Source organism: Burkholderia metallica (assembly GCF_902832845.1).
Taxonomy (GTDB): domain Bacteria; phylum Pseudomonadota; class Gammaproteobacteria; order Burkholderiales; family Burkholderiaceae; genus Burkholderia; species Burkholderia metallica.
The window spans coordinates 89,292-107,244 of record NZ_CADFDB010000017.1; the positions used below are offsets into that span (position 1 = coordinate 89,292).

19 protein-coding genes are annotated in these 17,953 nt (G+C 68.0%); 10 read left to right on the forward strand and 9 right to left on the reverse strand.

The window, feature by feature from the left end; translation table 11 throughout:
* Nucleotides 1-15 precede the first annotated feature (15 nt).
* A complete protein-coding gene (fumC, locus tag HWX08_RS32315) occupies nt 16-1,410 on the forward strand; it encodes a class II fumarate hydratase (protein WP_069256119.1) in 1,395 nt (464 codons plus the stop codon).
* Between the two features lie 48 nt (nt 1,411-1,458).
* Here the strand turns inward: fumC and HWX08_RS32320 are convergent, their stop codons facing one another.
* Nucleotides 1,459-1,971 (reverse strand): acyl-CoA thioesterase, encoded by a 513-nt coding sequence (locus HWX08_RS32320; protein ID WP_069256118.1) that lies wholly within the window; start codon nt 1,969-1,971, stop codon nt 1,459-1,461.
* Nucleotides 1,972-2,105: 134 nt separating this feature from the next.
* On the reverse strand, nt 2,106-2,246 hold the full coding sequence (locus HWX08_RS32325; protein WP_167375361.1) for a hypothetical protein: 141 nt from the start codon (nt 2,244-2,246) through the stop codon (nt 2,106-2,108).
* Between the two features lie 195 nt (nt 2,247-2,441).
* Here HWX08_RS32325 and HWX08_RS32330 point away from each other — a divergent pair, with 195 nt between their 5' ends.
* Together HWX08_RS32330 and HWX08_RS32335 are read left to right on the forward strand one after the other, a co-directional pair.
* Nucleotides 2,442-3,149, forward strand: a complete 708-nt coding sequence (locus tag HWX08_RS32330) for an ArsR/SmtB family transcription factor (RefSeq protein ID WP_174922952.1) — start codon at nt 2,442-2,444, stop codon at nt 3,147-3,149.
* A 163-nt stretch (nt 3,150-3,312) separates the two neighbouring features.
* The gene (locus tag HWX08_RS32335) at nt 3,313-5,841 is read left to right on the forward strand and encodes a DUF6600 domain-containing protein (protein ID WP_174922957.1); all 2,529 of its coding nucleotides are present in this window, start codon (nt 3,313-3,315) and stop codon (nt 5,839-5,841) included.
* 102 nt (nt 5,842-5,943) lie between these two features.
* Here HWX08_RS32335 and HWX08_RS32340 read toward each other — a convergent pair whose 3' ends face one another.
* Both HWX08_RS32340 and HWX08_RS32345 read right to left on the reverse strand, forming a co-directional pair.
* Nucleotides 5,944-6,915: a thymidylate synthase gene (locus HWX08_RS32340; RefSeq protein ID WP_069257961.1), complete on the reverse strand. Its 972-nt coding sequence runs from the start codon at nt 6,913-6,915 to the stop codon at nt 5,944-5,946.
* Nucleotides 6,916-6,956: 41 nt separating this feature from the next.
* Entirely contained in the window at nt 6,957-8,354 is a 1,398-nt protein-coding gene (locus HWX08_RS32345; RefSeq protein ID WP_069256116.1) for a sigma-54 dependent transcriptional regulator, read from the reverse strand.
* Between the two features lie 501 nt (nt 8,355-8,855).
* Between HWX08_RS32345 and HWX08_RS32350 the strand changes: the two genes are divergently transcribed.
* Complete coding sequence (locus HWX08_RS32350; protein WP_174922951.1) at nt 8,856-9,179, forward strand: hypothetical protein; 324 nt, start codon at nt 8,856-8,858, stop codon at nt 9,177-9,179.
* Nucleotides 9,180-9,192: 13 nt separating this feature from the next.
* Here the strand turns inward: HWX08_RS32350 and HWX08_RS32355 are convergent, their stop codons facing one another.
* Nucleotides 9,193-9,426 carry a hypothetical protein gene (locus HWX08_RS32355; protein WP_159069069.1) on the reverse strand — a complete coding sequence of 78 codons (234 nt, stop codon included), beginning with the start codon at nt 9,424-9,426 and terminating at the stop codon, nt 9,193-9,195.
* A 26-nt stretch (nt 9,427-9,452) separates the two neighbouring features.
* Here HWX08_RS32355 and HWX08_RS32360 point away from each other — a divergent pair, with 26 nt between their 5' ends.
* Nucleotides 9,453-9,953: a dihydrofolate reductase gene (locus HWX08_RS32360; RefSeq protein ID WP_069256114.1), complete on the forward strand. Its 501-nt coding sequence runs from the start codon at nt 9,453-9,455 to the stop codon at nt 9,951-9,953.
* An 84-nt stretch (nt 9,954-10,037) separates the two neighbouring features.
* Here the strand turns inward: HWX08_RS32360 and pmbA are convergent, their stop codons facing one another.
* The gene (gene pmbA, locus HWX08_RS32365; protein WP_069256113.1) at nt 10,038-11,408 is read right to left on the reverse strand and encodes a metalloprotease PmbA; all 1,371 of its coding nucleotides are present in this window, start codon (nt 11,406-11,408) and stop codon (nt 10,038-10,040) included.
* 127 nt (nt 11,409-11,535) lie between these two features.
* On the opposite strand from pmbA, the gene yjgA reads away from it, so the two are divergent.
* Complete coding sequence (gene yjgA / locus HWX08_RS32370; protein WP_272481920.1) at nt 11,536-12,138, forward strand: ribosome biogenesis factor YjgA; 603 nt, start codon at nt 11,536-11,538, stop codon at nt 12,136-12,138.
* Complete coding sequence (mog, locus tag HWX08_RS32375) at nt 12,122-12,730, forward strand: molybdopterin adenylyltransferase (RefSeq protein ID WP_069257960.1); 609 nt, start codon at nt 12,122-12,124, stop codon at nt 12,728-12,730. Before yjgA ends, mog begins: the two co-directional genes overlap by 17 nt.
* Nucleotides 12,731-12,764: 34 nt before the next feature.
* Here the strand turns inward: mog and orn are convergent, their stop codons facing one another.
* On the reverse strand, nt 12,765-13,439 hold the full coding sequence (orn, locus tag HWX08_RS32380) for an oligoribonuclease (RefSeq protein ID WP_174922950.1): 675 nt from the start codon (nt 13,437-13,439) through the stop codon (nt 12,765-12,767).
* A gap of 117 nt (nt 13,440-13,556) precedes the next feature.
* Here orn and HWX08_RS32385 point away from each other — a divergent pair, with 117 nt between their 5' ends.
* The 3 genes from HWX08_RS32385 to HWX08_RS32395 all read left to right on the forward strand — a co-directional run bounded on the left by HWX08_RS32385 (nt 13,557) and on the right by HWX08_RS32395 (nt 16,136).
* Complete coding sequence (locus HWX08_RS32385) at nt 13,557-14,816, forward strand: M48 family metallopeptidase (protein ID WP_069256110.1); 1,260 nt, start codon at nt 13,557-13,559, stop codon at nt 14,814-14,816.
* Entirely contained in the window at nt 14,813-15,754 is a 942-nt protein-coding gene (gene rsgA / locus HWX08_RS32390) for a ribosome small subunit-dependent GTPase A (protein ID WP_174922949.1), read from the forward strand. Before HWX08_RS32385 ends, rsgA begins: the two co-directional genes overlap by 4 nt.
* Before the next feature lie 64 nt (nt 15,755-15,818).
* A complete protein-coding gene (locus HWX08_RS32395; protein WP_069256108.1) occupies nt 15,819-16,136 on the forward strand; it encodes a putative signal transducing protein in 318 nt (105 codons plus the stop codon).
* 65 nt (nt 16,137-16,201) lie between these two features.
* Here HWX08_RS32395 and HWX08_RS32400 read toward each other — a convergent pair whose 3' ends face one another.
* Both HWX08_RS32400 and HWX08_RS32405 read right to left on the reverse strand, forming a co-directional pair.
* A complete protein-coding gene (locus HWX08_RS32400) occupies nt 16,202-17,140 on the reverse strand; it encodes a CobD/CbiB family protein (RefSeq protein WP_107312007.1) in 939 nt (312 codons plus the stop codon).
* Between the two features lie 120 nt (nt 17,141-17,260).
* Nucleotides 17,261-17,947 carry a CoA pyrophosphatase gene (locus tag HWX08_RS32405; RefSeq protein WP_174922948.1) on the reverse strand — a complete coding sequence of 229 codons (687 nt, stop codon included), beginning with the start codon at nt 17,945-17,947 and terminating at the stop codon, nt 17,261-17,263.
* Nucleotides 17,948-17,953: the final 6 nt, after the last annotated feature.

The following is a 17,953-nucleotide window of genomic DNA, read 5'->3' on the forward strand; positions in this document are numbered from 1 at the left end:
CTGGAGGAGTGGATCATGAACGAAGCAGTGCGGATGGAACGCGATACGTTCGGCGAGATCGCCGTGCCGGCCGACCGGCTGTGGGGCGCGCAGACCGAGCGCTCGCTGCAGAATTTCCGGATCTCGACCGAGAAGCAGTCGCCCGAGCTGATCCACGCGCTCGCGATCGTCAAGCGCGCCGCGGCGGCCGTGAACCAGTCGCTCGGCGTGCTGGCCGACGACAAGGCGCGCGCGATCATCGCCGCGGCCGACGAGATCATCGCCGGCAAGCATCCGCGCGAATTCCCGCTCGCCGTCTGGCAGACGGGTTCCGGCACGCAGACCAACATGAACCTCAACGAGGTGATCGCGAATCGCGCGAGCGAACTGATGGGCGGCGAGCGCGGCGAAGCGCGCAAGGTGCATCCGAACGACGACGTGAACCGCGGCCAGTCGTCGAACGACGTGTTCCCGACCGCGATGCACGTCGCGGCCGCGTATGCGATCGTCAATCACCTGCTGCCGGCGCTGCGCACGCTGCGCACGACGCTCGACGCAAAATCGAAGGCGTTCGCCGACATCGTGAAGATCGGCCGCACGCACCTGCAGGACGCGACGCCGCTCACGCTCGGCCAGGAGTTTTCCGGCTACGTCGCGCAGCTCGACCAGGGCATCCGTCACGTCGAATCCGCGCTGCCGCACCTGTACGAACTCGCGCTCGGCGGCACCGCGGTCGGCACGGGGCTGAACGCGCATCCGGAGTTCGCGGTGCGCGTCGCCGAGGAAATCGGCCGGCTCGCGAAGCTGCCGTTCGTGACGGCGCCGAGCAAGTTCGAGGTGATGGCGGCCGCCGATGCGCTGGTGTTCGCGCACGGTGCGCTGAAGACGGTCGCGGCCGGCCTGATGAAGATCGCGAACGACGTGCGCTGGCTCGCGAGCGGGCCGCGCTGCGGGCTCGGCGAGCTGTCGATTCCGGAGAACGAGCCGGGCAGCTCGATCATGCCGGGCAAGGTGAACCCGACACAGTCGGAAGCCGTGACGATGCTGTGCTGCCAGGTGTTCGGCAACGACGTCGCGGTCAACGTCGGCGGCGCGAGCGGCAATTTCGAGCTGAACGTGTTCCGGCCGATGATCGCGCACAACGTGCTGCAATCGGTGCGACTGCTCGCCGACGGCGCGCAGAGCTTCAACGATCACTGCGCGGTGGGCATCGAGCCGAACCGCGCGCGGATCGACCTGCTGCTGAACGAATCGCTGATGCTCGTGACGGCGCTCAATCCGCACATCGGCTACGACAAGTCGGCGCAGATCGCGAAGAAGGCGCACAAGGAAGGCACGACGCTGAAGGCGGCCGCGCTCGCGCTCGGCTATCTGACCGAGGCGGAATTCGATGCGTGGGTGCGCCCCGAGCAGATGATCGGGACGCGCTAACGGCAGGATGGCGCGGGGGCGCGCCGCGATGCGCGGCGCCCGCGGCGCTCAGACCGCGCCCTTCGCCACCTCTTCCGGTTTCATCTCGACGAGCTTGTCGAGCGCGGCCCGCACGTCGGCCGCATATTTCGCGAGCACCTTCTGCTCGTCGGTCTCGGGCACGAACGGCGGCACCGGCACCGGGTTGCCGTTCTCGTCGACCGCGACGAACACGACGAGGCAATCGGTCGTCTGGCGCAGCATGCCGCCCTTCGGATCGCCGGCATGCACGGATACGTGGATGTGCATGCTGGTGCGGCCCGTCGCGACGACGCGCGCCTTCAGCTCGACCAGATTGCCGACCATGATCGGCCGCTGGAAACGGATGTTGCCGACGCTGACCGTCACGCAATAGCGGCTCGACCAGACGGCCGCGCACGCGTACGCGACCTCGTCGATCCACTTCATCAGCGCGCCGCCGTGCACCTTGCCGCCGAAGTTTACGGACGACGGCTCGGCGAGGAAGCGAAATACGGTTTCGGTGCGGTCGAGGGCGGCCGGTACGGGGGACGGTTGGGACATCTTGGTGGCTCCAGGCGGCGGGGGCGCTGTAATCGGGCCATTATACGTTGGTTGCACTGCAGCAACGCGCCGCGGGGCGCCCCGCGTGGCGCGGCTGCCGGGGCCGTGCCGGGTGCGCACGCGCCCGGCGGCGGTCAGCGGCGCACCGTGATGCCCTGATCGATCGTTCCGTACATCTCGATGCTGCCGCCGCGCTCGCCGGCCGAACCCGCCCCGCCCTGCGCACAGGCCGCGCAAACGAAAGCGGCGGCCAACAAACAGAAAATCGTCTTCATCGTTGCTTCGTGTCACGTGCGGCGGCCCGCTGCCGTCGCTTTCGGCCATTCTACGCGCGCGCAGCAAGCGGTCGCAGCCCGGTGCGCAGCCTCGACGCCGCCGACATCCGTGCATCCGACATTTCAGCCGAAAGCGAAACATCGAATGCGCGCGCCCACTACACTGATGATCATCCCGCCAGACGAGACACGACGATGACCGACCAGGACGACCACCACTTTCCGGGCCTGAGCCGCATCGGCTCGCTGATCGCCGATCCCGGACGCGCCGCGATGCTGTGGGCGCTGATGGACGGCAGCGCACGACCGGCCGGCGAACTGACGATGATCGCGGGGCTGTCGCCTTCCGCCGCGAGCGCCCACCTCGCGCGCCTGACCGATGGCGGCCTGCTCGCGCTCGACGTGCGCGGCCGCCACCGCTACTACCGGATCGCGTCGGCCGACATCGCGGCGTCGCTCGAGGCGCTCGCAAACGTCGCCCGTGCGGCCGCGCCGCATCGCCCGGTGCCGTCGCCGTCCCGCACGGTCCCCGCCGAATTGCGGTATGCGCGCACCTGCTACGACCACATGGCCGGCGAACTCGCGGTGCGCATCTTCGACGGGCTCACCGCGCGTGGCTGGCTGCTTGCGGACGGCGACGCGATCGAGACCACCGAGCTCGGCACCCAGGCGCTCGCGCAATGGGGCATCGACGTCGCCAAGCAGCGCACGCGCCGGCGCCGCTTCGCGTGCGGCTGCCTCGACTGGAGCGAGCGGCGCTCGCACCTCGGCGGCGCGCTCGGTGCGGCGCTGCTCGAGAGCTTCTGCGCGCACGGCTGGATCGAGCGCGCGGCGCGGCCGCGCGTGCTGCGTGTCACCGTGCCCGGACAGCAGGTTTTCGACGGGTGGCTTACGTCCGCTTGACGCCCGCATTGCGTCTTCACGACAACGGCGCGCGATCGACAGGTTTTGTTACATCGCGTGCCATTCGACTTACAAAACACCGCGCATTGAAACAGGCCGAGCGGATATCGTGAACTCAGCGGCACGAATCGACGTGCCGTCGATCATGACGAAGACGCTCACCATGGCCACCCTGTTCACGCTCAAGCGCACCGCCCGCTGCACGCTGTTCGCGTTCGTTGCGCTTGCGGCACTGCCCCCCGCATTCGCGCAATCGCCCGCGCCGTCCGCAGCCGTCGCACAACAACCGGGCGGCGATCCGCCCAGCCGCGTCGCGCGGCTCAATTACCTGTCGGGCGCCGTGACGACCGAACCGGCCGGCACCGATACGTGGTCGTATGCCGCGGTGAACCGGCCCCTGACGACCGGCGACCAGATCTGGAACGACGCCGGCGCGCGCTCGGAACTGCACGTCGGCTCGACCGCGGTACGGCTCGGCGAATCGACGAGCCTGTCGGTGCTGAACCTCGACGACACGACCACCCAGCTGAAAGTGGGGCTCGGCACCGTCTCGACGCACGTTCGCGCTCTGCCGGCCGGCGGATCGTACGAAATCGACACGCCGAATCTCGCGCTCGGCATCGCGGGCCCCGGCGACTATCGCGTCGACGTCGCACCGAACGGCGCGAGCACGACGGTCACGGTGCGCAGCGGCAGTGCGACCGTCTACGGCAGCAACGGGCAGTACCCGCTGTCCGCGGGCCAGCAGGTCGTGTTCACGGGCACCGACCTGCAGGTCGCGCAGCAATCCGCCGCGCCGGGGCCCGACGCGCTCGACCAGTGGGCCGCCAGCCGCGACGCGGCCGAGGAGCGCTCGGTGTCGGCCCGTTACGTGTCCCGCGACGTCCCCGGCTACCAGGATCTCGACGCGAACGGCACGTGGCGCGAAACCCCGAATTACGGCCAGGTATGGGTGCCGAACGACACGCCGGCCGGCTGGGCTCCGTATCACGACGGCCACTGGATCTGGCAGGCGCCGTGGGGCTGGACGTGGGTCGACGACGCGCCGTGGGGTTTCGCGCCGTATCACTACGGCCGCTGGGCCTACGTGGACGATAGCTGGGCGTGGGTGCCGGGCCCGCAGGTCGTCAGCCAGCCGCCGGCCTATGCACCGGCGCTCGTCGCGTTCGTGGGCGGGGGCGGCGGCCCCGACTGGAGCGTCGCGCTCACGGTGGGCGGCGTCGCCGCTGCCGGCTGCGCGTGGTTCGCGCTCGGTCCGGGCGAAGCGTGGCATCCGGGCTGGGGCCGCTGGAGCCCGCACTACTACGACCGCGTGAACCGCAACATCGTCGTGAACAACGTCAACGTGAACAAGACCGTGAACGTGACGAACATCACCAACATCAACAAGACGTACGTCAACTTCCGCGCGCCGCACGCGATCACGGCCGTACCGGCGTCCGCGTTCGTGCACGGCCAGCCCGTCGCGCACTTCGCGCAGCACGTCGATCCGCTGCAATGGCGCAATGCGCACGTCACGCCGGGTACGCCGGGTATCGCACCGGTGCGCCAGAGCTTCACCGGCGGGCTGCGCAATGCGAGCTACCGGCCGCCCGCGGCGCTTGCGCAACACCCGTACGTCGCGACGCGCAATCCTGCCGTGCCGGCCGCGTATCGCGACCAGGCCGCAGCCCATCTCGCGCAGCAAGGCGGGCGTGTGCCGGGTGCCGGCGCGCCCGTCGTGAATACGAAAGTGCCGGCCGACTATACGGCTCGCCCGGTCCGCGTTCCAGGCAAGCCCGGCGGCGGCGCATGGGCGATGCACAACGTGCAGCTCGTGAATCCGCACGGGCCCGTCGTGCAGCCGGCCCGCGCGCCGCACGAAGGCCAGCCGGCCGCCGCGCAGGCCGGGCGGCCAAGCGCACCGATGCCGGGCATGCCGAACGCCGCACGGCCGGCGAACGGCGAAAAACCCGACGCAGCGCGTTTCGCCAACGGCGGGATGCCGCCGGCGCCCGGCAACCCGATGCCGAATCAGGCGCGCGGGCCCGGCAACGGCGTCCCGCATCCGCCGACGGCGAACAACACGCCGCCGGGCATCGGCAATGCGCACGCGACCGAAGCGCCGTCGCCCGCGTGGATGCAGCCGCACACGCCGATGGAGCGTCAGCGCCCGGCCCCGCCCACCGCGCTGCATGCGGCCGGACAGAATGCGCTGCCGCCCGTGCGTAGCGCAGCGGTACCGCATCCGGACGGGGTGCCGAGCCCGCAGGGCGCGCAGCCCGGCGCCCGGAACGAAGCACCGCGTGCACTGCCGCAGCCCCGGCTCGACACTACGGCGCAGATCCCGCAGCCGCGTCCGCGCCCCGATTTCCCGACGCCGCCCCGGCATGAACAACCGCAACCGGAACGCGCGGCGCCTGCACCGCAACCGCGCGCTGAATTCGCGCAACCGGCGCCGCACCGTGAAGTCGCCCCGCCGCGCGTGAACGAGTACCGGGCGCCGGCCCCCGCCGCCCATGACGTGCCGCGGCCGCAACCGCAAGCGCCACACGTGGAGCCGCGGCCGCAACCGGCGCCCCGCATGGAGCCGCGCCCGTCGATGCCCGCCCCGCGCATGGAACCGCGGCCGCAGCCGGCGCCGCACGTCGAGGCACCGCACCCGGGCAACCCGCCGCCACAAGGCGGCCACGAAGAGCGGCATCGCCAGTGAGTGCCGCAAACGTGAAACAAAAAAGCCCGACCGGTATCAGCCGGTCGGGCCTCGTTCCTGCGGCGCGCGGATCGATGCGCGCGCGCGGCATCGATCGCGCGATCAGACCGCCATCGGCGCGGTCAGCGGCTCGTGGTGGCGGTAGCCGACGAGCGAGAAATCGGACGGTTCGACCTGCTCCAGCCATTCGGGCGCGTAGACGCCCGTCTTCGCATAGTCGGGCACACGGTCTGCAATCTCGAGCCGCGGGCTGTCGTAAGGCTCGCGCGTGAGCTGCTGCTGCAGCATGTCGAGCTGGTTCTCGTAGATGTGCGCGTCGCCGATGAAATACGTGAACCAGCGCGGCGTATAGCCCGTCAGACGGCCGACGAGCGCCAGCAGCGCGGCCCCTTCCGTCAGATTGAACGGCGTGCCGAGGCCGACGTCGTTGCTGCGGATGTACAGGCACAGCGAGATTTCGCGCTTCGTCGCGTTCGGCAGGAACTGATACAGCAGATGGCATGCGGGCAGCGCGATCTGGTCGAGCACGGCCGGATTCCACGCATGAAACAGGATGCGGCGGTCGGACGGGTTCTCCATGATCGTGTCGAGGCACTGACGCAACTGGTCGATCGCCTTGTACAGCAGCACCTTCGGCGCGCCGTCTTCGTCGAAACGCGTGACGATCCGGAAGCCGCGGCGCGTCGCATCGGCGATCTGCGCGTCGGCGCCCGCGTCGAGCACCTTGTAGCCCGGCCACTGGCGCCATTGCACGCCGTACACGTCGCCGAGATCGTCGACGCCCTGGCGATACGGGTTCGCGAGCCACTGCGCGTTCTCGTTCGCGTTCGCGTCCCATACCTTGCAGCCGAGCGCGCGGAAATCGGCCGCGCTGCGCGATGCGCGCAGGAAGCCGACCAGTTCGCCGATCGCGGACTTGAACGCGAGCTTCTTGGTCGTCACGGCCGGGAAGCCTTGCTGCAGGTCGAAGCGCAGCATCGCGCCCGGCATGCTGATGGTGCGGATTCCCGTGCGGTTCTCCTGCCAGGTGCCGGTATCGAGAATGGTACGAACGAGATCGAGATACTGTTTCATGCGGGTTCCTTCGGCCGCGAGGGCGGCCGTACCCGCCAATTTTAGCAAGCGTGATGCGGAAGCTCCGGCAACGGCGCCGAAAACCCTGCCAGCGTATCGCCGCGATCGCGCATGCCGTGCGCGCACATCAGCCGGTAGAGCGTGACGCGCGACACGCCGAGCTCGCGCGCGGCATCCGCGAAACGGCCGCGATGGCGCAACAGCGCCTGCTCGATCGCCTGCCGTTCGGCCGCCTCGCGCGCCTCCAGCAGCGACACGGGCGCGAGCGTCGCGAACTCGTTCAGCTCGAGATCGGCCGCGGTGATCATCCGGCCCTCCGACATGACGATCGCACGGCGCACGCGATTGATCAGCTCGCGCACGTTGCCCGGCCACGAATAGCCGTACAGTGACGCGACCGCGTCGGGGGAAAAGCCGCGCAGCCGACGATGCGCGTCACCCTTGAAACGTTCGAGCATGTGACGCGCGAGCACCTCGATGTCCTTGCCGCGCGCACGCAGCGGCGGCTCCTCGATCCTCAGCACGCACAGGCGATGGAACAGGTCTTCGCGGAACCGCCCTTCACGCAGCGCCGCTTCCATGTCCACGTGCGTCGCGCAGATCACGCGCACGTCGACGGGCACCGACACGTGCGCACCCAGCCGCTCGATCTTGCCTTCCTGCAGGAAGCGCAGCAGGCTGGCCTGGCTTTCGAGCGGCAAGTCGCCGATCTCGTCGAGAAACAGCGTGCCGCCGTTGGCGGCTTCGACGCGGCCGATCTTGCGCTGGTTCGCGCCGGTGAATGCGCCGCGCTCATAGCCGAACAGCTCGGCCTGCAGCAGCGTCGACGGAATCGCGCCGCAATTGATCGCGATGAACGGCGCCTGCGCGCGCGACGAACGTTCGTGAATCGCAACCGCCGTCAGTTCCTTGCCGGTGCCCGATTCGCCGGAGATGAACACCGGCGCGTCGGTTGCCGCGACGCGACGGATCGTCCTGAAGAGGCCGAGCATCGCATCGCAGGTGCCGACCATCTCGCCTTCGCTGCGTCCGGCGCCGACAGGCGGTGCAGCGGTCTCGGTGAGCGCGACCATGCCGTGCGCATGACCGACAGTCTCGACGATCCGCGACGTCTCGTACGGCATCGTCACGTAGTCGAAACAGTAGTCGCGAATGAGATGGCGCAGCGTGGCGTCCTGCAACTGGCCGCGACGCGTCGCCGCGATCCAGCCGATGTGCTGAATGCTCAGACAGGATTCGAGTTCGCGCAGATCCGAGGGCTTGAAGCCCGGCGAAAAATCGAGCAGTCCGGCGGTCGCGACACCATGCTGCACGACGCGCCGCACATCTCGCACGGTCTCCGCGAGATCGACACGCCAGCCGCATTCGTCGAAATGGCCGCGCAACGCGTCGTTCGGTTCGCGCGAATAGTAGATCACGTGCCGCTGATCGGCTCCCATATGCTCACCCCGTTCATCAACCGTCTAACGATTGCCGTGCACGCAGGTCACGTGCAGAAAGGTTCGAATCGGGTCAGCCGAAGGCGGCTCGATTCGCCATGCCGATGCTCGGCAACGACAAGGCCTCGCATGATGGCGCTTATCTCGCGTCCAGTTATTTTTGTTCAAGACAGCTTATCTATAGCCACCGAATACGACAATCCGGTTTCAGTCCGGCACGCGATGCGGCCGGATGCTCGGGAAGTCGATGCATGTCAATCGTCTGCACATAGCACTTGCGCAGCGATACGTTCGGTCGTCAATGCATGCGCCGATTTTCATCCTTGAAGCGTATCGGTTGAATCCGCAGTATTCCCGAGCCCCCTCGTTTCACGGCTGAAACATTTTCAGCCGTTTCACGACACAATTCGCAACGCTTGCGCACGAATCGCAGGCTCGACAATGGTCACGGCGCGATGGCATGCATTTCGCTGAATAAGGAAAACGTCGGAGACAGCGACCATGCGAAAACATCTTTTACTTTCTTTCGTGCCGCTGGCCATCGCGGTCGCGGCCGCCGGCCCGCCCACGGCCGCACGCGCAGACGAAGGCACGCCTGCGGACCGCGCGATGCTGCTTGCGGCAAACGCACCGGGCATGCAGCACGGCAACGGGTTCGGCATCGTGACCGTGGCAGCGCCGCGATCGCCGCCGGGCGGCAGGACTTCGGTGACGCTGTGGGACGAGATCCCGCCGCCGCAGTTGCCGGTGCCGCTCCCGGCACCGCAGCCGGACGACGTACAGCACGCGATGGAAGGCACCGCGCAAGGCCGGACGCATCAGTGACGCACGCATCGATTCATTTGATCAGGATGACGTATTGATTTGAACGAACCGGGCAGCGTCGATCAGCGCCGGCGGCGTCGATCTCGCAACACGGACCGGTTTTGTGCTCCGTTCCCCGGCGGGCACGCTTTTTATTCATTCCGTCGCCGCGACGTTTCAGGCAACGCGTCGCGGCGCGCATTGCGGAAAGGCGGATGCGCGCGCCCGGAACCGGCGCGCGGCGCGGTTCCGGTAGAATCGGCGCCATTCCGGTTTTCCTCTTCCCCGACCTTCATGACGACGTTGACCCTGATCGTCGCGCGTGCCCGCAACGGCATCATCGGCCGCGACAACCAGTTGCCCTGGAAACTTCCCGAGGATCTCGCCTTCTTCAAGCGCACGACGATGGGCGCGCCGATCGTGATGGGACGCAAGACCCACGAATCAATCGGCCGGCCGCTGCCGGGCCGCCGCAATATCGTCGTCACGCGCGATGCCACGCGCCGCTTCGACGGCTGCGACACGGTCACGTCGCTCGCCGACGCGCTGGCGCTCGCCGCGCGCGACGGCGTGCCGGAGGCGTTCCTGATCGGCGGCGCGCAACTCTACGCGGAAGGTCTCGCACTCGCCGACAAGCTGGTCGTCACCGAGATCGATGCCGACTTCGACGGCGATGCGTCGTTCCCCGCGCCCGACGCCGCGCAGTGGCGCGAAGTGTCGCGCGATGCGCATGAAGCGGCCGCACCGAACACGTTCGGCTATGCGTTCGTCGTCTACGAGCGCAAGCGCGGCTGATACGTCACGCACCACGAAAAACGCCCGATCGGCCGTGAGCCGATCGGGCGTTTTCGTTTGATCGCGGCCGATGCCGCGTGCCGCTTACTGCCCGGCGATCGTCATCTGCTCGATCAGCACCGAGCCCGTTTCCTTCGTGCCGCGCACGATCGAATCGGCACCGATCGCGACGATATGGCGGAACATTTCCTGCAGCGTGCTCGCGACGGTGATTTCCTCGACCGGATACTGGATCACGCCGTTCTCGACCCAGAAGCCCGCCGCGCCGCGCGAATAATCGCCCGTCACGTAGTTCACGCCCTGCCCCATCAGCTCGGTCAGCAGCAGGCCCGTGCCGAGCTTCTTCAGCATCGCGTCGAAATCGTCGCCCGGCTGCGTGTTCGAGCTGCGCAGCGCGAGGTTGTGCGAGCCGCCTGCGTTGCCGGTGGTCTGCGTGCCGAGCTTGCGCGCCGAATAGGTCGACAGGAAGTAGCCTTCGACGACGCCGTCCTTCACGACGCTGCGCGCACGCGTGCGCACGCCTTCCTCGTCGAATGGCGCACTGCCCATCGCGCGCGGCACGTGCGGATCCTCGACGACCTGGATGTGCGGTGCGAACACCGGCTTGCCGAGGCTGTCGACGAGGAACGACGTCTTGCGGTACAGCGCGCCGCCGCTCACCGCCTGCACGAATGCGCCGAGCAGGCCGGCCGCGAGCGGCGCCTCGAACAGCACGGGTACCTTGCGGGTGTCGAGACGGCGTGCGCCCATGCGCGCGAGCGCGCGCTCGGCCGCGTAACGGCCCACTGCCTCGGGCGCCGCGAGATCGATCGCGCTGCGCTTCGACGAATACCAGTCGTCGCGCTGCATGTGGCGGCCGCTGCCCGCGATCGGCGCGCAGGCGATGTAGTGCCGCGAATACGGGTAGCCGGACAGGAAACCGCGCGACGTTGCCAGCACGAACTGCGAATGCTGGGCCGACACGCTCGCACCCTCCGAATTGCGGATCTGCGGGCTGACCGCGAATGCGGCGTCTTCCGCGCGGCGGGCAAGTTCGACGGCCTCGTCGGCCGACAGCGCCCACGGGTGGTACAGATCGAGGTCGCGCGGGTCGGTTTCGAGCAGCTCGGCTTCGGCCAGACCGGCCGCTTCGTCCTCGGCCGTGAAGCGCGCGATGTTGTACGCGGCGGCGACGGTATCCTTGATCGCACCCGGCGAGAAATCCGACGTGCTCGCGTTGCCGCGCTTCTTGCCGATGAACACGGTCACGCCGACCATCTTGTCGCGGTTGTGCTCGATCGTTTCGACTTCGCCGCGGCGCACCGACACCGACAGGCCGTCGCCCTCGGAGATTTCGGTCGCGGCGTCCGTCGCGCCGAGCGCCTTCGCATGGCGAAGGATGTCCGAGGCGATTTCTTTGAGCTGGTCCTGCGTGTGCGGGAAATAGCGCGCTTGTACGTCGAGATTGGCTGCCATCGTCTTGATATCCGGTGGCGGGCGGGCGCCCGCATGGTCAAAATGTTGCGTATCCCGCGATCATAGCAAGGTCCGGGGCCGGATACCGACAAGCTTGGGGTGTCCGCGCCGCGATACAATGCCGCCCATGACACGCAAAACCCGAATCCAGCCGATCGAGCATGCCGTCGAAGACGACGACAATGGCTACGATCGCCCCAGCAAATCCCAGTTGAAGCGCGAGATGCACGCGCTGCAGGAGCTCGGCCAGGCCCTCGTCGACCTGCCGAAAGACGCGCTCAAGCGCATGCCGATGCCCGAAGCCCTCGCCGACGCCGTGCGCGAAGCGCGCCGGATCACCGATCACGAGGGCAAGCGCCGCCAGCTCCAGTACGTCGGCCGCGTGATGCGCTCGCTGACCGACGACGAAACGGCCGCGCTGCGCACCGCGCTCGACGCGCAGCGCGGCGTGAACAAGGCCGCGACGGCCCGCCTGCACTGGATCGAACGCACGCGCGAACAGCTGCTCGCGAACGACGACGCACTGACCGAATTCCTGCGCCAGCACCCGGAAGCCGACATCCAGGAAGGCCGCACGCTGATCCGCAACGCCCGCAAGGAAGCGCAGCAAGGAAAACCGCCGCGCTATTTCCGCGAGCTGTTCCAGTGGATCAAGACCGCGGCCGGCACGCCCGACGGGGATGACGAAGCGGCGGACGACGCCGGAGACGACCATGACGACGAAGCGTAACCACCCGGACGAGCTCGTCGTCGGCCTCGTGTCGATCAGCGACCGCGCGAGCACGGGCGTCTACGAAGACAAGGGCATTCCGGCGCTACAGGCGTGGCTCGCCGGCGCGCTGACGTCGCCATGGCGCGCCGAAACGCGCCTGATCCAGGACGATGCGCCGACGATCTCCGCGACGCTCGCCGAGCTCGTCGACGTCGCGGGGTGCGACCTCGTGCTGACGACGGGCGGCACCGGCCCCGCGCGCCGTGACGTGACACCCGAGGCCACGCTGGCCGTGGCGACCAAGGAAATGCCGGGATTCGGCGAACAGATGCGGCAGATCAGCCTGAATTTCGTGCCGACCGCGATCCTGTCGCGGCAGGTCGCGGTGATCCGCGAGACGGCCGACCATGCGGCGCTGATCATCAACCTGCCCGGCCAGCCGAAGTCGATCCAGGAAACGCTCGAAGGGCTGCGCGACGCCGACGGCAAGTCGACCGTGCCCGGCATCTTCGCCGCGGTGCCCTACTGCATCGACCTGATCGGCGGCCCGTACGTCGAGACCGACGCCGCGGTGGTCGCGGCGTTCCGGCCGAAAAGCGCGCGGCGCTGAGCCTCTACCCGGCGCCGGGCGCGCGCCGGCCCGCTCAGGCGGCCGGCGCGGACTCGCCGGCCGCGGCCGATGTGGCCGATGCGGCCGATGCGGCCGATGCGGCCGATGCGGCCGATGCGGCCGATGCGGCCGGAATCAGGAAATGCTCGCGGTAGTACTTCAGCTCGTCGATCGACTCGTGGATGTCCGCGAGCGCCGTGTGCATCGCCCGCTTCTGGAAGCCCTTGTAGATCGCGGGCTGCCAGCGGCGGCACAGTTCCTTCAGCGTGCTGACGTCGAGATTGCGGTAGTGGAAGAACCGCTCGAATTCCGGCATCCAGCGCGCCATGAAGCGGCGATCCTGGCAGATCGAGTTGCCGCACATCGGCGACTTGCCGGGCGACACGTACTGCGCGAGGAACGCCTGAAGTTGCGCGGCAGCGTCCGCCTCGGTCACGGTCGATGCGCGCACGCGCTCGATCAGGCCCGAGCGGCCGTGCGTCGACTTGTTCCAGTCGTCCATCTTCGCGAGCGTTTCGTCGCTCTGGTGGATCGCGAACACGGGGCCTTCGACGGCGATGTCGAGCGTCGAATTGGTCACGACGACAGCGATCTCGATGATGCGGTCGTTATCCGGGTCGAGGCCCGTCATCTCCATGTCGAGCCAGACGAGGTTCAACTCGTTGCGCACGAGCGCGGGCTGGCTGGCGGAAGCGGCGGTATCGGTCATGAGTCATCCTGGAAAATGGCGGACGGCGCGCGGCGCCGCCCGGGCGGCCGGCATCGCATCAGCGGGCCCGGTCCGCAAGAACATATAATTCTCGCATAGAACCATTTGGCGCCTTCGATGTCACCCTTTTCGTTCACCCTGCTGTTCGCGCTCGCCGTGCTCGCGATGGTCGTCACCAAGCTGTGGCTCGCGTCGCGGCAGATCCGCTTCGTCGCCGCGCACCGCAACGGCGTCCCCGCGCAGTTCAGCGCGACCATCCCGCTCACCGCTCACCAGCGCGCGGCCGACTACACGGTCGAGCGCACCCGGCTCACGATGCTTGAGATCGTCGTCAGCGCGGCCGTGCTGGTCGGCCTCACGCTGCTCGGCGGCGTCGGCGCGCTCGACACCCTCCTCACCGGCTGGCTCGGCCGCGGCTACGGGCAGCAGGTCGCGCTCGTCGCGGCGGTGCTCGTGATCACGAGCGTCATCGACGTCCCGTTCGAGTATTACCGCCAGTTCGGGATCGAACAGCGCTTCGGCTTCAACCGGATGACGAAGCGGCTGTTCTTCACCGACATGCTGAAAAACGCGTTGCTCGGCGCCGTGCTCGGCCTGCCGCTGCTGTTCGTCGTGCTGTGGCTGATGAACCAGGCCGGCAGCCTGTGGTGGCTGTGGACCTGGATCGTCTGGGTCGCGTTCCAGATGCTCGTGCTGCTGATCTACCCGACCTTCATCGCGCCGATCTTCAACAAGTTCGAGCCGCTGAAGGACGACGCGCTGCGCGCGCGCATCGAGTCGCTGATGAAGCGCTGCGGCTTCGCGGCGAAGGGGCTGTTCGTGATGGACGGCAGCCGCCGCTCCGCGCACGGCAACGCATACTTCACGGGCTTCGGCGCGTCGAAGCGGATCGTGTTCTTCGACACGCTGCTCGCGCGCCTTTCCGGCCAGGAAATCGAGGCCGTGCTCGCGCACGAACTCGGCCACTTCAAGCGTCGCCACGTGATGAAGCGGATGCTCGTGTCGTTCGTGCTGAGCCTCGTGCTGCTTGCGCTGCTCGGCTGGCTCGCGCAACGCACGTGGTTCTACACGGGGCTCGGCGTCACGCCGTCGCTCGACACGAGCAACGCGGGCGCCGCGCTCGTGCTGTTCTTCCTCGCGATTCCCGTGTTCCTGTTCTTCGCGACGCCGTTCGGCAGCCTCACGTCGCGCAAGCATGAATTCGAGGCCGACGCCTTCGCGGCCAGCCAGACCGACGCGCACGATCTCGTCAGCGCACTCGTGAAGCTCTACGAGGACAACGCGTCGACGCTGACGCCCGACCCGGTCTACACGGCCTTCTACTATTCGCATCCGCCCGCGTCGCAGCGGATCGACCGCCTGCTGCAGCGCGCATGAGCCGACCGACCTCCCGCAAGCCGGCCCCGCGCGCGTCGAGCGCGCAACGTGCCGAAGGCCGCGTGATCGCGGCGCACGGGCGCCACTACATCGTCGCGCCCGACGACGGCGGCCCGATGCTGCAATGCTTCCCTCGCGGCAAGAAGAGCGATATCGCGGTCGGCGACCGTGTCGTGTACGAACTCGCCTCGGCCGACCAGGGTGTGATCGTCGAGATCGGCGAACGACGCAACCTGCTGTACCGCTCCGACCAGTTCAAGTCGAAGCTGTTCGCGGCCAACCTCGACCAGTTGCTGATCGTGCTCGCGACCGAGCCCTACTTCAGCGAGGATCTGCTCGGCCGCGCGCTGATCGCCGCCGAGGCGAACGAGCTGAAGCCTCTCGTCGTCCTGAACAAGATCGATGTCGAAGCCGCGCTGCCGGTCGCGCGCGAGCGCCTCGCGCCCTACCGCGCACTCGGCTACGACGTGCTGGAACTGTCGGTGAAGGGCTCGCCCGACGATGCACGCGCGCAGCTGATGCCGCATCTCTCCAGGCATTCGACGATCCTGCTCGGCCAGTCCGGGATGGGCAAGTCGACGCTCGTGAACCTGCTCGTTCCCGATGCCGAAGCCGCCACGCGCGAGATTTCGGCCGCGCTCAACAGCGGCCGTCACACGACGACGTTCACGCGCCTCTACCCGCTGGAAGGCGGCGGCGCGCTGATCGATTCGCCGGGCTTCCAGGAATTCGGCCTCTACCACCTGACCGAAGGCCGTCTCGAACGCGCATTTCCGGAATTCCGGCCGCTGCTCGCCGACTGCCGTTTCTATAATTGTCATCATCTGCACGAGCCCGGCTGCGCGATTCTCGAAGCCGTCGCCGACGGCCGCATCGCGCCGTCGCGGCATGCGCTGTACGCGCAGCTCGTGCACGAGGCAAGCCAGATCGTCCGCTGATCGCGCGGTGCGCGCGACGGCCAGCCGGCGCCGTGCAGGCCGGCTTTCACCGACAGGAGCCGCGATGCGTTTCAAGGCACCCGATCTCGCGACGGCGCAGCATTGGGCCAACGTGCTTCAGGTGGCCGGCATCGGTTGCGAGCTGCACAACTGCTACGCGAGGGGCGCGCTCGGCGGCCTGCCTGCCGATGCCTGCACGCCGGAGCTGTGGCTCGACGACGAACGCGACGATGCGCTCGCGCGCCGGCTGCTCGATGCCGCGTCGCACGGCCCGTCGGCCGGCGCCGCGCCGTGGCGCTGCCGGCAATGCGGCGAGGTGCTCGAGGCGCAATTCACCGCGTGCTGGCAATGCGGCGGCGTACGCGACCCGCGCGACGACTGACCGATCAGCAAAAAGGCCGGCATCGAGCCGGCCTTCTGCCATTCATCGCGTACCGCGCTGCCCCGTCACGACACCCAGACGGCAAGCGTCAGCATCAGCAGCAGAATCATCCACAGGATCACCGCGCGCCACACGAGGCCGACCGCGGATTGCAGCGTGCGCGGCGTGCAGTCGTCACCGACCGACAACGGGCCGCTGTCGCCCACTGCCAGCGCATCGAGGCTCGACGGTTCCGCGAGCGGCCCCGCCAGACGTGCGCCGAGCGCCCCGCTGCCCGCTGCCAGCAGCACGCCGTCGTTCGGGTCGGGCCACTGGCGCGTGTGGTTGCGCCATGCGTAGATCGCATCCTCGAAATTGCCGACGATCGCGAAGCCGAGCGCGGTCAGCCGCGAGGGAATCCAGTCGATCACGAAGAACGCGCGCTGCGCGAACGTCGAGAAGGCCGCCGTGCGGTCGTCGCCCGGCGTTGACCAGCTGCGCGCGAGGTATTCGGAAATCCGGTACAGCACGGCGCCGGCCGGGCCGATCGGCAGCACGTACCAGAAGAACACGCCGAATACGTGGCGGTGCGATGCGACGACGGCGTGAATCAGCGTATGGCGGACGATTTCGCCGACCGGCATGTCGACCGTGTCGATGCCCGTCCACTCCTGCAGGATTTCGCGCGCACGCGGCACGTCGTCGTTGTTGAGCGCGAGATGGATGTCGGTGAAGTAGTGGCTGAACTGGCGGAAGCCGAGCGTGAAATACACGACGACGACGTTCCAGATGAAGGCAAGCACGAAGCTCACCTTGTACAGCAGGAAATAGATCAGCGCGACGATCAGCACCCACGGCAGCACGACCGCGAGCCATGCGAGGATGCCGTGCTTCTGCTTGCCTGCGTCGAGACCATGCGCGACGGTTTCCGCATGAAACTGGAACAGCGCGAACACCGGATTGTTCGGCGACAACGCGCGGACCTGTTCGATGATGAGAGCGAGGAGAACCGAAAAGAAAGTCATGCGTGGCGCCGTCTTCGGAGTTATGTCATTTTTTGCATAACGATAGCACAGCGTAAGCGCCGGATGGCTGCCGGCGCGGTCGCCCGACTATCGGCCGCGCGCGCCTGACGCCGTGCGTGCCTAGCCTGCGACCAAGAAGCGGTACAGATTGCGCAACATGGCGGCAGTTGCGCCCCAGATGAAGTATTGCCCGCCGGGTTCGCCATTCGGATAAGGCATCGCAAAAAAACGACGCTCGCCGCCTTCCCAGCGGAACACGCGGACCTGATGGTTCGCGGGATTCATCAGGAACGCAAGCGGCACCTCGAAAATCTCGGCGACTTCGAACGTGTCGGCCTGCACGGTGAACGGCGGATGCACGAGGCCGACCACCGGCGTCACGCAGAAGCCCGTGCCGGTCAGGTAGTCGGGCAGCGCGCCGAGGATCTCGACGCGTTCCGCGGCCAGCCCGATCTCTTCCTTCGCCTCGCGCAACGCGGTGGCGGTTGCACCGCGATCGAACGGTTCGCGGCGGCCGCCGGGAAAGCTGATCTGCCCGGCGTGGTCGTTCAGGTGATCGGCGCGCTGGGTGAGCAGCACGGTGAGGCCCGACTCGCGGGCGACGAGCGGCACGAGTACGGCCGCGCTACGCGGATCGATGCCGTCCTGCAGCGTGGCCTCGCCGGGTTCGACGCTCCATTCGAGCGTGCGCGCGAAACGATCGCGCAGGCCGGACGGCGTCATCAGGCTGGAATCGATGGCCGGCAGACCGGCGCCGGTGCCTTCGACCGGCAGGACCTCGGGATCGATGATGGGGCGGCGATTCAATGGGGC

Bases quoted from the DNA above. Each gene is read 5' to 3' on its own strand.
- fumC (WP_069256119.1), top strand. From the start codon at position 16: ATGAACGAAGCAGTGCGGATGGAACGCGATACGTTCGGCGAGATCGCC.
- HWX08_RS32320 (WP_069256118.1), bottom strand. From the start codon at position 1,971: ATGTCCCAACCGTCCCCCGTACCGGCCGCCCTCGACCGCACCGAAACC.
- HWX08_RS32325 (WP_167375361.1), bottom strand. From the start codon at position 2,246: ATGAAGACGATTTTCTGTTTGTTGGCCGCCGCTTTCGTTTGCGCGGCC.
- HWX08_RS32330 (WP_174922952.1), top strand. From the start codon at position 2,442: ATGACCGACCAGGACGACCACCACTTTCCGGGCCTGAGCCGCATCGGC.
- HWX08_RS32335 (WP_174922957.1), top strand. From the start codon at position 3,313: ATGGCCACCCTGTTCACGCTCAAGCGCACCGCCCGCTGCACGCTGTTC.
- HWX08_RS32340 (WP_069257961.1), bottom strand. From the start codon at position 6,915: ATGAAACAGTATCTCGATCTCGTTCGTACCATTCTCGATACCGGCACC.
- HWX08_RS32345 (WP_069256116.1), bottom strand. From the start codon at position 8,354: ATGGGAGCCGATCAGCGGCACGTGATCTACTATTCGCGCGAACCGAAC.
- HWX08_RS32350 (WP_174922951.1), top strand. From the start codon at position 8,856: ATGCGAAAACATCTTTTACTTTCTTTCGTGCCGCTGGCCATCGCGGTC.
- HWX08_RS32355 (WP_159069069.1), bottom strand. From the start codon at position 9,426: ATGGCGCCGATTCTACCGGAACCGCGCCGCGCGCCGGTTCCGGGCGCG.
- HWX08_RS32360 (WP_069256114.1), top strand. From the start codon at position 9,453: ATGACGACGTTGACCCTGATCGTCGCGCGTGCCCGCAACGGCATCATC.
- pmbA (WP_069256113.1), bottom strand. From the start codon at position 11,408: ATGGCAGCCAATCTCGACGTACAAGCGCGCTATTTCCCGCACACGCAG.
- yjgA (WP_272481920.1), top strand. From the start codon at position 11,536: ATGACACGCAAAACCCGAATCCAGCCGATCGAGCATGCCGTCGAAGAC.
- mog (WP_069257960.1), top strand. From the start codon at position 12,122: ATGACGACGAAGCGTAACCACCCGGACGAGCTCGTCGTCGGCCTCGTG.
- orn (WP_174922950.1), bottom strand. From the start codon at position 13,439: ATGACCGATACCGCCGCTTCCGCCAGCCAGCCCGCGCTCGTGCGCAAC.
- HWX08_RS32385 (WP_069256110.1), top strand. From the start codon at position 13,557: ATGTCACCCTTTTCGTTCACCCTGCTGTTCGCGCTCGCCGTGCTCGCG.
- rsgA (WP_174922949.1), top strand. From the start codon at position 14,813: ATGAGCCGACCGACCTCCCGCAAGCCGGCCCCGCGCGCGTCGAGCGCG.
- HWX08_RS32395 (WP_069256108.1), top strand. From the start codon at position 15,819: ATGCGTTTCAAGGCACCCGATCTCGCGACGGCGCAGCATTGGGCCAAC.
- HWX08_RS32400 (WP_107312007.1), bottom strand. From the start codon at position 17,140: ATGACTTTCTTTTCGGTTCTCCTCGCTCTCATCATCGAACAGGTCCGC.